The sequence below is a fragment of the Streptomyces sp. SCSIO 75703 genome (assembly GCF_036607905.1).
Taxonomy (GTDB): Bacteria; Actinomycetota; Actinomycetes; order Streptomycetales; family Streptomycetaceae; genus Streptomyces.
On sequence record NZ_CP144555.1, the window covers coordinates 3,408,857 to 3,421,268 of the forward strand.

Sequence of the window (12,412 nt, forward strand, 5' to 3'; positions counted from 1 at the left end):
CCGGGGGGTACCTCCACACTCTCCTCACGGGGCCCGCTCCCACCGACGGGAGCGGGCCCCGGTCCGTCGTTAAGGTGAACCCATGAGCGAACCCCTCCGTTTCGACCGCGGTCACACCGACGACCTGATGTCCTTCCTGGCCGCCAGTCCGACGCCGTACCACGCCGTGGCCAACGCCGCCGAGCGGCTGGAGAAGGCCGGCTTCCGGCAGGTGTCGGAGACGGACTCCTGGGACGAGTCGGCGGAGGTCTCCGCCGCGGGGAGCGGCGGACGGTACGTGCTGCGCGGCGGCGCGATCGTCGCCTGGTACGTCCCCGAGGGCGCCCGGCCGCACACCCCCTTCCGCATCGTCGGCGCACACACCGACTCCCCCAACCTGCGCGTCAAGCCCCGCCCGGACAGCGGGGCGCACGGCTGGCGCCAGGTCGCCGTGGAGATCTACGGCGGACCGCTGCTCAACTCCTGGCTCGACCGCGACCTCGGCCTCGCCGGCCGGCTGAGCCTGCGCGACGGCACCACCCGCCTGGTCGACGTCGCCCGGCCGCTGCTGCGCGTGCCCCAGCTCGCCATCCACCTGGACCGCACGGTCTCCTCCGAGGGCCTCAAGCTGGACAAGCAGCGCCACCTCCAGCCCGTCTGGGGCCTCGCCGACACCGTCCGCGACGGCGACCTCGTCGCCTTCCTGGAGGAGGAGGCGGGCGTCGCCCCGGGGGAGGTGACCGGCTGGGACCTGATGACCCACCCCGTGGAGCCCCCGGCGTACCTGGGCCGCGACCGCGAGCTGGTGGCCGGCCCCCGCATGGACAACCTGCTCTCCGTGCACGCCGGGGTGGCCGCGCTGACCGCCGCCGCCGCGTCCGGCGGGCCGCTGCCGTACGTCCCCGTGCTCGCCGCTTTCGACCACGAGGAGAACGGCTCCCAGTCCGACACCGGCGCCGACGGTCCGCTGCTCGGCGGGGTGCTGGAACGCTCCGTCCTCGCCCGCGGCGGCTCCTGGGAGGACCGGGCGCGGGCCTTCGCGGGCACCGTGTGCCTCTCCTCCGACACCGGGCACGCGGTCCACCCCAACTACGCCGAACGGCACGACCCGACACACCACCCGCGCGTCAACGGCGGCCCCATCCTCAAGGTCAACGTCAACAACCGCTACGCGACGGACGGTTCGGGCCGGGCGGTGTTCGCCGCCGCCTGCGAGAAGGCGGGCGTGCCCTTCCAGACCTTCGTCTCGAACAACTCCATGCCCTGCGGCACCACCATCGGCCCGATCACCGCGGCCCGGCACGGCATCCACACCGTCGACATCGGCGTGGCGATCCTGTCGATGCACAGCGCGCGGGAGCTGTGCGGCGGCGAGGACCCCCACCTCCTCGCCGCCGCGCTGACGGCGTTCCTGACGGGCTGAGGGCCATAGGGCCGCGGGAGGCCCGCCGCGCGCGGCGGGCAACACCCCCCGGCCGCATGGGCGTTCCGCCCGGGGGTACCCGAACGGACCGGATCGGCCGGAGAGTCCGGCCGACCGGACCTACAGGGAGGCGACGCTCATGGGCCTCGGCGGGTGCATCATCCTCATCGCCGTGGGAGCCATCCTCACGTTCGCGACCGACTGGGAGATGCGGGGCGTCGACCTCGACCTGGTCGGCGTCATCTTCATGGTCGTCGGACTGATCGGGGTCGCCACGTTCGGCAGCATCGCCCGGCGCCGCCGGGTGGTGATGCCGCCGGCGACCCCGATCGTCGAGGACCGGCCCCACCACCACCCCCGCGACGGGTACGACGACGGCTACGGCGTCTGACCCGCGCCGGCGCCCGTGCCCTCGGCGCCGTCCGCGCCGCCTTCGTCGAGTCCGGCGAGGACCAGCGGCAGCCGGGTCGCGCCGGACGCGGTCAGCCGGACCGGGACGCCCCAGTCCTGCTGGTGGACGTGGCAGGCCGGGTACGCGTTGGCCGGGTCGTCGTCGCAGGACGCGGCCATCGCGGAGACGTGCAGGACCCCCTCCGTCACCTCGGGGTCCAGCTCCAGCACGCGGCCCAGGCCGGTCCCCGCGCCCTCGCCCGAGCGCAGCAGGCCGGGCGGCGTGGCGGAGACCAGCAGCCGGGTCGAGGGCCCGTAGCGGGTGTCGAGCTTCTGCCCGGCGGGCGCCTGGAAGACCACGTCGAGCAGGAGGGTGCCCGGGGCCACCTCGGTCGCCTCGCGCCGCGTGCGGTGGGCGACCGCCTCGACGCGGACCGCCTCCTCGGGCAGCCGCAGCCGGGTCAGCCGGTGCCGGGCCGACTCCACGACCACGATGTCGTCGCCCACCAGGACGGCGTCGCTCGGCTCGCGCAGATCGGTGGCGAGCGTCGTCACCTCCCCGCTCGCCGGGTCGTAGCGGCGCAGGGCGTGGTTGTAGGTGTCGGCGACGGCGACCGAGCCGTCGGGCAGCACGGTGACGCCCAGCGGGTGCTGGAGCAGGGCCTGGCCCGCCTCCCCGTCGCGGTGGCCGAAGTCGAACAGGCCGGTGCCGACGGCGGTGTGGACCGTGCCGTCGGTGTCCACGAAGCGCAGGGCGGAGGTCTCGGAGTCGGCGACCCAGAGCCGGTCGGTACCGGCCGCGAGCCCGGACGGCTGGGCGAACCACGCCTCGGCGCCGGGCCCGTCGACCAGGCCCTCGTTGGTGGTGCCGGCGGTCACGCCCACGCTGCCGTCGGCCGGGTCGTAGGCCCAGAGCTGGTGGACGCCGGCCATGGCGATCCACACCCGGTCCCGCCACCAGGCCACGTCCCAGGGCGAGGAGAGGGCGACCTCGCGGCCGGGGCCCGCGGTGGGCTCGCCCTGCATCCACTGGCGGCCGGTGCCGGCCAGGGTGGTGACCTCGCCGGTCGCCGGGTCGAAGCGGCGCAGCGCGTGGTTGACCGTGTCGGCGACGACGACGGTGCCGTCGGGCAGCGGCGCGAGGCCCTGCGGCTCCTGGAAACGGGCGCGGTCCGCCGGGCCGTCGGCCAGGCCCCGGGTGCCGTCGCCGATCCGGCGCAGGACGCTCTCGCCGTCCTCGTCCAGCTCGACGAGCTGGTGCCGGGTGGTGTCGGTGACCAGGAAGGTCCCGGAGGGCAGCAGCAGCGCCTTGCCCGGGAAGCGCAGCACGGTCGGCTCGGGCTCCGGCGCCACGTAGGGCCCGTCGCCACGCCGCAGCGTGCCCTTCGCCCCGTGCTCCGCCTCCAGCTCCGCCACCAGCTTCTCGATGGCGTGCGCGTGCCCCTCGCCGGCGTGCTGGGCGACGACGTGGCCCTCGGGGTCGATGACGACCAGGGTGGGCCAGGCCCGCACCGCGTACTGCTTCCAGGTGGCCAGCTCCGGGTCGTCGAGCACCGGGTGCTCCACGCCGTACCGCTCGACCGCGTCGACCACCGCCCGGTGCTCGGCCTCGTGCGCGAACTTCGGCGAGTGCACGCCGACGATCACGACGGTGTCCCGGTGCTTCTCCTCCAGCTCCCGCAGCTCGTCGAGGACGTGGAGGCAGTTGACACAGCAGAAGGTCCAGAAGTCCAGCACCACGATGCGGCCCCGGAGGCCCGCGAGGGACAGCTCCTTGCCGCCGGTGTTGATCCAGGACCGTCCTCGCAGCTCAGGGGCGCGGACGCGGGCACGCTTACTCATGCCTCCAAGAGTGCCACTACCGCCGCGCTCCCCCGCGCGCGCCCGCCCCCGCCCGTCCGCCGGGCGCCCGGGGGACCGGCCGTCGGTGTGGCGGCCGGGTTTCGCGGAGGCGGAACGGGAAGCGATCCGGCATGAGATTCCTCGTGTACGACCGGCTCCTCGGCATCGGCGACGACTACTGGATCGAGGACGCCGACGGCAACAAGGTGTTCCTCGTCGACGGCAAGGCCATGCGGCTGCGCGACACCTGGGAGCTGAAGGACACCCGGGGCCGCGTCCTGATCGACATCCACCGGAAGATGTTCGCGCTGCGGGACACCATGGTGATCGAGCGCGGCGGCGAACCGCTCGCCACCCTGAAGCGCAAGCGGCTCTCCCTGCTGCGCAACCACTACCGGGTCACCATGGCCGAGGGCACCGAACTGGACGTCAGCGGCAAGGTGCTCGACCGCGAGTTCGCCATCGAGTACGACGGTGAGCTGCTCGCGGTCGTCTCGCGGCGTTGGCTGACCCTGCGCGACACCTACGGCGTGGACGTGGTCCGCGAGGACGCGGACCCCTCGCTGCTGATCGCCCTGGCGGTCTGCGTGATCCACCTGGCGGAGAAGGAACGGGAGGGCTGACCGGGGCGGCCCCCGGGTGTCAGGCGCGGGGGGCCGGCCGGTCCAGGCCCAGGACGCGGTCCCTGAGGGCCGGGAAGCGCTCCCGGGTCCGGGCCACCTCCGCCGGGTCGAACTCCACGGTGAGGACCTCCTCGCCGGAGCCCGCCTCGGCCAGCACCTCGCCCCAGGGGTCGACCACGAGCGAGTGGCCCGCCTGCGGCACCCCGGCGTGGGTCCCGGCCGTGCCGCAGGCCAGGACGAACGCCTGGTTCTCCACCGCCCGCGCGCGGGCCAGCAGCGTCCAGTGCGCGCGGCGGCGCTCCGGCCAGCCCGCCGGCACGACGAGCGTCTCGGCGCCGGCGTCGACCAGGGCGCGGAACAGCTCGGGGAAACGGAGGTCGTAGCAGGTGGCCACGCCCAGGGTGGTGCCGGGCAGGGCGGCCGTCACGAGCGCGTCGCCCGCGCTCATCAGCACGGCCTCGCCCTTGTCGAAGCCGAAGCGGTGGATCTTGCGGTACGCGGCGGCCAGGTCGCCGGAGGGGGAGAAGACGAGGGAGGTGTTGTAGAGGGCGCCGTGCTCGTCGCGTTCGGGGAAGGAGCCCGCGTGCAGCCAGACGCCGGCCTCGCTCGCGGCCTTCGCCATCGCCTCGTGGGTCGGCCCCTCCAGCGGCTCGGCCCGCGCGGCGAACTCCTCGAAGGCGAACGCCCCCGTGGTCCACAGCTCGGGCAGCACGACGAGGTCGGCCCCCGCCTGGGCGCGGACCAGCGACGCCGCCCGCAGGCGGCGGGCTTCGGCCGTTTCGTCCTCGTTCACGGCGATTTGGATCAATGAAGCGCGCACACTACCACCGTCCTGGCATGCGAGTCGTCGACTCGGGCCTACGATCGTCACACGAAAGCACTGCCGGGGTGCCGCACAGCAGCGTAACTTGGGGGTCCCTCCCGGCTCGAGCGGAGGCGAGAGCTCGGGGGGCCCACGACGCCCGACGACCGCAGCCACTCCCACTGGCACCGCCGCCACCACCTGCCCGTGTACCGACCGCCGAGGGGTCCCGTTCCGTGAGTCTGCATCCCACCCTCCAGCCCTACGCCGACGCCTGGACTCACTCCATCGAGGCGATATCCGCGCTGGTCCAGCCGCTCGTGGAAGCAGATTGGAACCGTCGAACCCCCTGCCCGGGGTGGTCCGTGCGGGACATCGTCTCGCACGTGATGGGCCTGGACTCGGAGATGCTGGGCGACCCGCGGCCGATCCACGCCCTGCCGCGTGACCTCTTCCACGTCACCAACGACCACCAGCGGTACATGGAGATGCAGGTCGACGTGCGCCGCCACCACACGGCGCCCGAGATCACCTCCGAGCTGGAGTACATGATCATCCGGCGCAACCGGCAGCTCCGGAACGAGACCCGGATCCCGTCGGCCACGGTGCGCGGCCCCCTCGGCACCGAACTGACGCTGGAGGAGTCCATGCGCCGGCACGCCTTCGCGGTGTGGGCGCACGAGCAGGACCTGCGCACGGCCCTCGGCGAGCCGGGCAACCTCGACTCCCCGGGCGCGTACGTCGCCCGCGACGTGCTCCTGGCCGAGCTGCCGCGGGTGGTCGCGGACGACGCGCAGGCGCCCCGCAGTTCGGCCGTCGTCTTCGACGTGCACGGCCCGGTCGAGTTCCTGCGCACGGTCCGCGTGGACATCCAGGGCCGCGGCACCCTGGAGACCTCCCCCGCGCTCGGCCCGGCCGCGAGCCTCTCCCTCGACTGGGAGACGTACGTACGGCTGGCCTGCGGCCGGATCACCCCGGAGGCGGCGGGGGACCGGGTCAAGACCGACGGCGACCCGGAGCTGGCGGCGGCGATCCTGCGGCACTTCACGGTCACCCCGTAGCGCGGCGGCCCGCGCCGCCCTCCCCGTGCCCGGGTGGGCCGGGGAGGCGGCGCGGGCCGCCGTCAGACGGGAACGTGCACCGTCTCCACGCGGCTGGCGACCAGCCGTTCCCGCTCGCGGCGGACGGCCCGGCCGCGCAGGCGCAGGATCTGCGAGAGGCCGAGCGCCTGGAGCACGAAGACGGAGGAGAAGGCGACGGTGTAGTTCTGGCCGGTCGCGTCCAGCAGCACACCCACGGCGAGCAGCGTCGTCATGGAGGCGACGAAACCGCCCATGTTGGTGATGCCGGAGGCGGTGCCCTGACGTTCGGGCGGGTTGGCGGGGCGCGCGAAGTCGAAGCCGATCATCGACGCCGGTCCGCAGGCGCCCAGCACCACGCAGAGCGCCACCAGCAGCCACATCGGGGCGCGGTCGGCCGGGTGGAGGAGCGTCGCGGCCCACAGGGCGGCGGTCGTGCCGACCGTGCCGAGGACCAGCGGCATCCGGGCGTTGTGGTGCCGGCCGACGATCTGTCCGTAGACCAGGCCGACGCTCATGTTGGAGACCACGACCACGGTCAGCAGTTCGCCGGCCCTGGCCTGGGAGAGGCCCTGCGCCTCCACCAGGAACGGCATCCCCCACAGCAGCAGGAAGACCATCGCCGGGAACTGGGTGGTGAAGTGCACCCACAGGCCGAGCCGGGTGCCCGGCTCCCGCCAGGAGGTGGCGATCTGCCGCCGGACGTACGCGGCGCCGTGGTGCGGCAGCGGCTCCGGCTCGTGGCCCTCGGGGTGGTCCTTGAGGAAGAGCAGCAGCAGGACGAGGACGACCACGCCGGCCAGGGAGCTTCCCGCGAAGGCCGCGGTCCAGCCGATGCCGTGCAGCAGCCGGGCGATGACGAGCGTGGAGACGAGGTTGCCGGCCATGCCGACCAGCCCGGCGAGCTGGGCGACGAGGGGGCCGCGCCGGGCCGGGAACCAGCGCGAGCCGAGCCGCAGCACGCTGATGAAGGTCATGGCGTCGCCGCAGCCGAGCAGGGCGCGCGCGGCCAGCGCCGTCCCGAAGCTCGGGGAGAGGGCGAAGCCGAGCTGGCCGGCCGTGAACAGCACCACGCCGATGCCCAGCACCTTCCTGGTGCCGAGCCGGTCGACGAGCAGCCCGACGGGTATCTGCATGCCCGCGTAGACGAGCAGTTGGAGGATGGAGAAGGTGGACAGCGCCGAGGCGTTGACGTGGAAGCGGTCGGCCGCCTCCAGTCCGGCCACGCCCAGCGAGGTGCGGAAGATGACGGCGACGAAGTAGACCGCGACGCCGACGCCCCAGACGGCCAGGGCGCGGCGCCCGCCCGGCGGATCGCCGGGGAGCGCGCGCCGGCGGCCGGGGCCCGGGAACCGCGCGGAGTCCGCCGGGTTCATCGCACCTCGCCCCGGGCCAGGTGGGAGAACCAGCCCACGTGCCGGTGGACGGCCTCGACGGCCGCCTCCGCGTCGCCCTCGCGCAGCGCCCGGAGGATCTCGGCGTGCTCGACGAGGGTCTTGGCGATGCGGTCGGGGTGGGAGTGCATCACGGCGACGCCCATGCGCAGTTGGCGGTCGCGGAGCTGGTCGTAGAGGCGGGAGAGGATCTCGTTGCCGCCGCTGCGGACGATCTCGGCGTGGAAGCAGCGGTCGGTGACCGCGGCGGCGGCGAAGTCCCCGGCGGCGGCCTGCTCGCGCTGCCGGGCGAGGAGTTCCTCCAGCCGGTCCAGGAGGCCGGGCGGGGCCGGTACGGCCTTGCGGGCCGCGTGCTCCTCGACGAGCAGCCGGGTCTCCACCACGTCGGCGATCTCCTGCGCGGAGACCGGCAGCACCAGGGCGCCCTTCTTCGGGTAGAGCCGGAGCAGCCCCTCGACCTCCAGCCGGAGCAGGGCCTCGCGCACCGGCGTGCGGGAGACGCCCACGGCCTCCGCCAGCTCCCCCTCGGTGAGCAGCGTGCCGCCCTCGTAACGGCGTTCCAGGACGGCTTGTTTGACGTGGGCGTAGACGCGGTCGGCGGCGGGGGGTTGCTTCACGGCCAGGGACATGCCCACAGGATAGATACAACAGGGGTGCAACGAGGCCGCCGTCCACCATGCGGACGGCGCGCACCCGACCTGGGATGCCCCGATTTCCCCCGCGGGGGGTGCAACCATCCCGCCCGCCCGGATGTCGCACTGTTGCGGACCCCTCCGCGCTCCACCCACCACCCGGCCGCCCCGCAGGCGACTTCACACAATCGGGGTATATCTCTTGATCAATGGCATTCCGGGCATCCGTCTCCGCAGAGCCGCCGTCGTCACCGTGACCACCGGCGCCGTGCTCGCCGGCGGGGCTCTCGCCACCGCGCCCGCCCAGGCCGCCACCGCGCCGGCGATCGCCGCCAAGGGCGGCTTCGTGATGAACGACGCGAACGGCTCCGCGCTCTACACCAAGGCGGCGGACACCAAGCTGTCGACCGGGTCCACGACGAAGATCATGACCGCCAAGGTCGTGCTCTCCCAGCCCAAGCTGAACCTGGACCGCAAGGTCACGATCCAGATGGCGTACAGCGACTACATCGTGTCGAAGAACGCCTCCTCCGCCCGGCTGATCGTGGGCGACAAGGTCACCGTCCGGCAGCTCCTCTACGGGCTGATGCTGCCCTCCGGCTGCGACGCGGCCTACGCGCTGGCCGACGCCTACGGCACCGGCTCGACGCGGGCGGCCCGGGTGAAGTCGTTCATCGGCAAGATGAACACCACCGCCAAGGGCCTCGGGATGAAGAACACCCACTTCGACTCGTTCGACGGCATCGGCAACGGCACCAACTACTCCACGCCGCGCGACCTGACGAAGCTCGCGAGCAGCGCGATGAAGAACCCCACCTTCCGCACGATCGTCAAGACCAGGTCGTACACCGCCAAGACGACCACCAAGACCGGCGGCACCCGCACCATGGCGGCCTGGTCCAACACCAACACCCTGCTCGGCAGCTACCGGGGCGCGACCGGGGTGAAGACCGGCTCGGGCCCGGCGGCCAAGTACTGCCTGGTCTTCGCCGCGACCCGGAACGGCAAGACCGTGATCGGCACCGTCCTGGCGTCCTCGTCCGCCACCCAGCGCGGCAAGGACGCGACCCGGCTCATGGACTACGGCTTCGCCCGGCTGGGCTGACGCCCGCACACCGCTGCCCGGAGGGCCCGTCGCGCGGCGACGGGCCCTCCGGCGTTTCCCGCCCTCCTCGAATGGAGCACATGGTGATAGTGTCATTAGCACCATGCTGCTGAGTCTCGACAAGAACGACACCCGCCCTCTGCACGAGCAGGTCGCCGGAGCGATCCGGCGGGCCATCGCCGAGGGCGAGTGCGGGCCCGGCGACCGCCTGCCGTCGGCACGCGACCTCTCCGAGGCCCTGGACGTCAACGTCAACACCGTGCTGCGCGGGCTGCGCGGGCTGCGGGACGAGGGCCTGCTCGACTTCCGCCGGGGCCGGGGCGTCACCGTCGCCGCGGGCGCCGACGCGCGCTCCGTCCTGCACCTGCGGGCACGGGAGCTGGTCGCCGAGGCGGCCCGGCTGGGCTACAGCAGGAACGATGTCGTCGACATGATCAGGGGGCTGCCGTGACGGACAGGACGAACGGGACGCCGGGCGCGAGGCGCGGACCCGGGACACCGGCCACGCCGAGGACGGCCGGCCACGGCCCGGACGGGCCCGCCGGCACCGGCGCGGGCGGGCTCGGCACCGGCAGCGGGACGGGCACGGGCAGCGGGGGCGGCTCCGCCGCGCGCCGGGCCGGGCCGGCCTGGCCCGCCTGGCTCTGGACGGCCGGGATCACGGCGGTGCTCGCCGGGGCCCCGCTCCTGGTGCGCGGGCGGCTGCCCGAACGCCTGGCGACCCACTGGAACTCCTCCGCCCCGGACGGGTCGATGCCGTTGTGGGCGGCGTCCGTCGTGCCCGCGCTGATCTGGCTGGCGACGGCGGCCGTGGTGATCCTGACGGCCCGGCGGACCGCCGGACTGTGGGCGGTCGTCCTGCTGCCGACCGGAATCGTGCTGGGCGGGGCGCAGGCCGCCGTCGTGCGGTCCAACCTCGACCTCGCCGACTGGCACCAGGCCAGGATGCCGGGCTGGTGGGTCGCCGCGGTGCTGATCGCCGCGACGCTCGCCGGGGTGGCGGGCTGGCTCCTCGTCACCCGGCGCCACGGCGACACCCACGGCGGCGGGGGCGGCGCGCCGGCGCTGGAGATCCCCGAGGGCCGTCGGATGGTGTGGTTCTCCCGCGCCGCCAACCCCTGGCTGCAACTGCTGGCCGCCGTCACCGGTCTCGGCGCCGTCGCCACGCTGGCCGCGCTCGCCGGGGGCCTCGCCGACCCGGGCGGACTGTGGGGGCTGTTCGCCGGACTGGCCGTCGCCTCGCTGGCAGGGGGCCTGTGCTCCTCGGTGCAGGCCCGGGTCTCGGAGCGGGGGCTGGAGATCTCCTTCGGGCCCTTCGGCCTGCTCCGGCGGCGCTGGGCCGCGGCCGACATCGTCACCGCCCGCGCGGAGCGGCGCACGCCCTCCCAGACCGGAGGCTGGGGGTACCGCTTCAGCGACCTGGGCACGACGGTCATGCTGCGCGCCGGGGAGTGCCTGGTGGTACGCCCCCGCGGGCGCCGTTCGGACTTCGCGGTGAGCGTCGACGACGCGGAACGGGGCGCGGCCCTGCTCAACGCGCTGGCCGGCCGCACGCGCTGACCGGCCGCACGGGCCGGCCGGCGCCCAGGCGCCGGAGCCGGCCGTCCGCCGCGGAGACCGGAACGCCGGGGCGGCCCGACTGGGCCGCCCCGGCGTTCCGTGTCCTGTCCCGCGCTCAGCCCCAGGTGAGCAGGCGCTTGGGGCGTTCCAGGATCGCCGCCACGTCGGCGAGGACCTTGGAACCCAGCTCCCCGTCGACCAGGCGGTGGTCGAAGCTGAGCGCCAGGGTGGTGACCTGGCGCGGCTTCACCTTGCCCTTGTGCACCCACGGCTGGAGCTTGATCGCGCCGACCGCGAGGATCGCGGACTCCCCCGGGTTGAGGATCGGCGTGCCGGTGTCGACGCCGAAGACGCCGACGTTGGTGATGGTCACCGTGCCGCCCTGCATCGCGGCCGGGGAGGTCTTGCCCTCCCGGGCCGTCGCCACCAGTTCGCCCAGGGACGCGGCCAGTTGCGGCAGCGTCCGGCTGTGGGCGTCCTTGATGTTCGGCACGATCAGGCCGCGCGGGGTGGCCGCGGCGATGCCCAGGTTGACGTAGTGCTTGACCACGATCTCCTGGTTCGCCTCGTCCCAGGAGGCGTTGATCTCCGGGTTGCGCCGGATGGCGACCAGCAGGGCCTTGGAGATCAGGAGCAGCGGGTTGACCCGCAGGCCCTCGAAGTCGCGGTCCTGCTTCAGCTCCTCGACCAGCTTCATGGTGCGCGTCACGTCGACGGTCACGAACTCCGTGACGTGCGGCGCGGTGAAGGCCGAGCCGACCATCGCCGCGGCCGTCGCCTTGCGGACGCCCTTGACCGGCACGCGGGTCTCGCGCCCCGTGTCGTACGACACCGCCGCCGGGGACGCGGCGGCCGCCGGCGCGGCCGGGGCCGGTTCGGCGGCCGGCGCGGGAGCGGGGGCGGGCGCCGCCGCGGCGTGCACGTCCTCGCGGGTGATGACGCCGTCCGGGCCGGAGGGCACCACGGTCGTCAGGTCGACGCCGAGGTCCTTCGCCAGCTTGCGCACCGGCGGCTTGGCCAGCGGGCGTTGCGGGGCGGCGGGGGCCCGCCCGTTCGCCGGGGCCCGCCCGTTCGGCGCGGCGGGCCCGGCGGCCGGCTCCGCGGCGGCCGGCTCCGCGGCGGCCGGGGCGCCCTTGCGGGGGCGGCGGCGGGTCGAGGAGGTGGCCACGCCGTAGCCGACCAGGACGGGCTGGCGGCCCTCCTTGCGCGGCTCCCCGGCGGCCTCGGCCGGCGCGGCGGCCGGCTCCGGCGCGGTCCCGGCCGCGGCCTCCCCCGCCGGGGCGGGGCCCTGCGCGGCGGCGGGCGCCGCGGCGCCGCCGCCGACGGCGACCGCGATGATCGAGGTGCCCACGTCGACCGTGGTGCCCTCGGGGAAGTGCAGGGCGCTTACCACGCCGTCGTAGGGGATGGGGAGTTCGACGGCGGCCTTGGCCGTCTCGACCTCGCACACCACCTGGCCGTCGGTGACCGTGTCACCGGGCTTGACGTACCACGTGAGGATCTCGGCCTCGGTCAGCCCCTCGCCCACGTCGGGCATCTTGAACTCGCGTACCGAGCTGTCGGTCATCGTCGTCACGGCCTCT

General features: G+C 74.4%; 12 protein-coding genes. 7 read left to right on the forward strand and 5 right to left on the reverse strand.

Annotated elements, in window-relative coordinates:
- Positions 1 to 82 precede the first annotated feature (82 nt).
- Positions 83 to 1,402, forward strand: coding sequence for a M18 family aminopeptidase (locus VM636_RS14850; protein ID WP_338484780.1), 1,320 nt, complete (start codon positions 83 to 85; stop codon positions 1,400 to 1,402).
- 139 nt (positions 1,403 to 1,541) lie between these two features.
- Entirely contained in the window at positions 1,542 to 1,793 is a 252-nt protein-coding gene (locus VM636_RS14855) for a DUF6458 family protein (RefSeq protein ID WP_030421056.1), read from the forward strand.
- On the opposite strand, the gene VM636_RS14860 is transcribed toward VM636_RS14855, so the two are convergent.
- Positions 1,781 to 3,634: an NHL domain-containing thioredoxin family protein gene (locus VM636_RS14860; protein WP_338484783.1), complete on the reverse strand. Its 1,854-nt coding sequence runs from the start codon at positions 3,632 to 3,634 to the stop codon at positions 1,781 to 1,783. The genes VM636_RS14855 and VM636_RS14860 overlap by 13 nt on opposite strands.
- A 131-nt stretch (positions 3,635 to 3,765) precedes the next feature.
- Here VM636_RS14860 and VM636_RS14865 point away from each other — a divergent pair, with 131 nt between their 5' ends.
- Positions 3,766 to 4,257 carry an LURP-one-related family protein gene (locus VM636_RS14865; RefSeq protein ID WP_338484785.1) on the forward strand — a complete coding sequence of 164 codons (492 nt, stop codon included), beginning with the start codon at positions 3,766 to 3,768 and terminating at the stop codon, positions 4,255 to 4,257.
- A 19-nt stretch (positions 4,258 to 4,276) separates the two neighbouring features.
- Here the strand turns inward: VM636_RS14865 and VM636_RS14870 are convergent, their stop codons facing one another.
- Positions 4,277 to 5,077 carry a carbon-nitrogen family hydrolase gene (locus VM636_RS14870; protein WP_030421059.1) on the reverse strand — a complete coding sequence of 267 codons (801 nt, stop codon included), beginning with the start codon at positions 5,075 to 5,077 and terminating at the stop codon, positions 4,277 to 4,279.
- A gap of 218 nt (positions 5,078 to 5,295) precedes the next feature.
- Here VM636_RS14870 and VM636_RS14875 point away from each other — a divergent pair, with 218 nt between their 5' ends.
- A complete protein-coding gene (locus VM636_RS14875; RefSeq protein WP_030421060.1) occupies positions 5,296 to 6,120 on the forward strand; it encodes a maleylpyruvate isomerase family mycothiol-dependent enzyme in 825 nt (274 codons plus the stop codon).
- Between the two features lie 62 nt (positions 6,121 to 6,182).
- Here VM636_RS14875 and VM636_RS14880 read toward each other — a convergent pair whose 3' ends face one another.
- Both VM636_RS14880 and VM636_RS14885 read right to left on the reverse strand, forming a co-directional pair.
- Positions 6,183 to 7,514, reverse strand: coding sequence for an MFS transporter (locus tag VM636_RS14880; RefSeq protein ID WP_338484787.1), 1,332 nt, complete (start codon positions 7,512 to 7,514; stop codon positions 6,183 to 6,185).
- Positions 7,511 to 8,161: a GntR family transcriptional regulator gene (locus tag VM636_RS14885; protein ID WP_030421062.1), complete on the reverse strand. Its 651-nt coding sequence runs from the start codon at positions 8,159 to 8,161 to the stop codon at positions 7,511 to 7,513. The genes VM636_RS14880 and VM636_RS14885 overlap by 4 nt, the downstream gene beginning before the upstream one ends.
- 205 nt (positions 8,162 to 8,366) lie before the next feature.
- On the opposite strand from VM636_RS14885, the gene VM636_RS14890 reads away from it, so the two are divergent.
- From VM636_RS14890 to VM636_RS14900, 3 genes are all read left to right on the forward strand, one after another.
- Positions 8,367 to 9,269, forward strand: coding sequence for a D-alanyl-D-alanine carboxypeptidase (locus tag VM636_RS14890; protein WP_338484789.1), 903 nt, complete (start codon positions 8,367 to 8,369; stop codon positions 9,267 to 9,269).
- Positions 9,270 to 9,372: 103 nt separating this feature from the next.
- Positions 9,373 to 9,720, forward strand: coding sequence for a GntR family transcriptional regulator (locus VM636_RS14895; protein WP_030421064.1), 348 nt, complete (start codon positions 9,373 to 9,375; stop codon positions 9,718 to 9,720).
- Positions 9,721 to 9,926: 206 nt separating this feature from the next.
- Positions 9,927 to 10,829, forward strand: a complete 903-nt coding sequence (locus VM636_RS14900; RefSeq protein ID WP_037858520.1) for a DUF1648 domain-containing protein — start codon at positions 9,927 to 9,929, stop codon at positions 10,827 to 10,829.
- A 115-nt stretch (positions 10,830 to 10,944) separates the two neighbouring features.
- On the opposite strand, the gene VM636_RS14905 is transcribed toward VM636_RS14900, so the two are convergent.
- Complete coding sequence (locus tag VM636_RS14905) at positions 10,945 to 12,405, reverse strand: dihydrolipoamide acetyltransferase family protein (RefSeq protein ID WP_338484791.1); 1,461 nt, start codon at positions 12,403 to 12,405, stop codon at positions 10,945 to 10,947.
- Positions 12,406 to 12,412: the final 7 nt, after the last annotated feature.

What these genes read in the sequence shown, in the direction of transcription:
- VM636_RS14850 (WP_338484780.1), top strand. Translation starts at nt 83, where the DNA reads ATGAGCGAACCCCTCCGTTTCGACCGCGGTCACACCGACGACCTGATG.
- VM636_RS14855 (WP_030421056.1), top strand. Translation starts at nt 1,542, where the DNA reads ATGGGCCTCGGCGGGTGCATCATCCTCATCGCCGTGGGAGCCATCCTC.
- VM636_RS14860 (WP_338484783.1), bottom strand. Translation starts at nt 3,634, where the DNA reads ATGAGTAAGCGTGCCCGCGTCCGCGCCCCTGAGCTGCGAGGACGGTCC.
- VM636_RS14865 (WP_338484785.1), top strand. Translation starts at nt 3,766, where the DNA reads ATGAGATTCCTCGTGTACGACCGGCTCCTCGGCATCGGCGACGACTAC.
- VM636_RS14880 (WP_338484787.1), bottom strand. Translation starts at nt 7,514, where the DNA reads ATGAACCCGGCGGACTCCGCGCGGTTCCCGGGCCCCGGCCGCCGGCGC.
- VM636_RS14885 (WP_030421062.1), bottom strand. Translation starts at nt 8,161, where the DNA reads ATGTCCCTGGCCGTGAAGCAACCCCCCGCCGCCGACCGCGTCTACGCC.
- VM636_RS14895 (WP_030421064.1), top strand. Translation starts at nt 9,373, where the DNA reads ATGCTGCTGAGTCTCGACAAGAACGACACCCGCCCTCTGCACGAGCAG.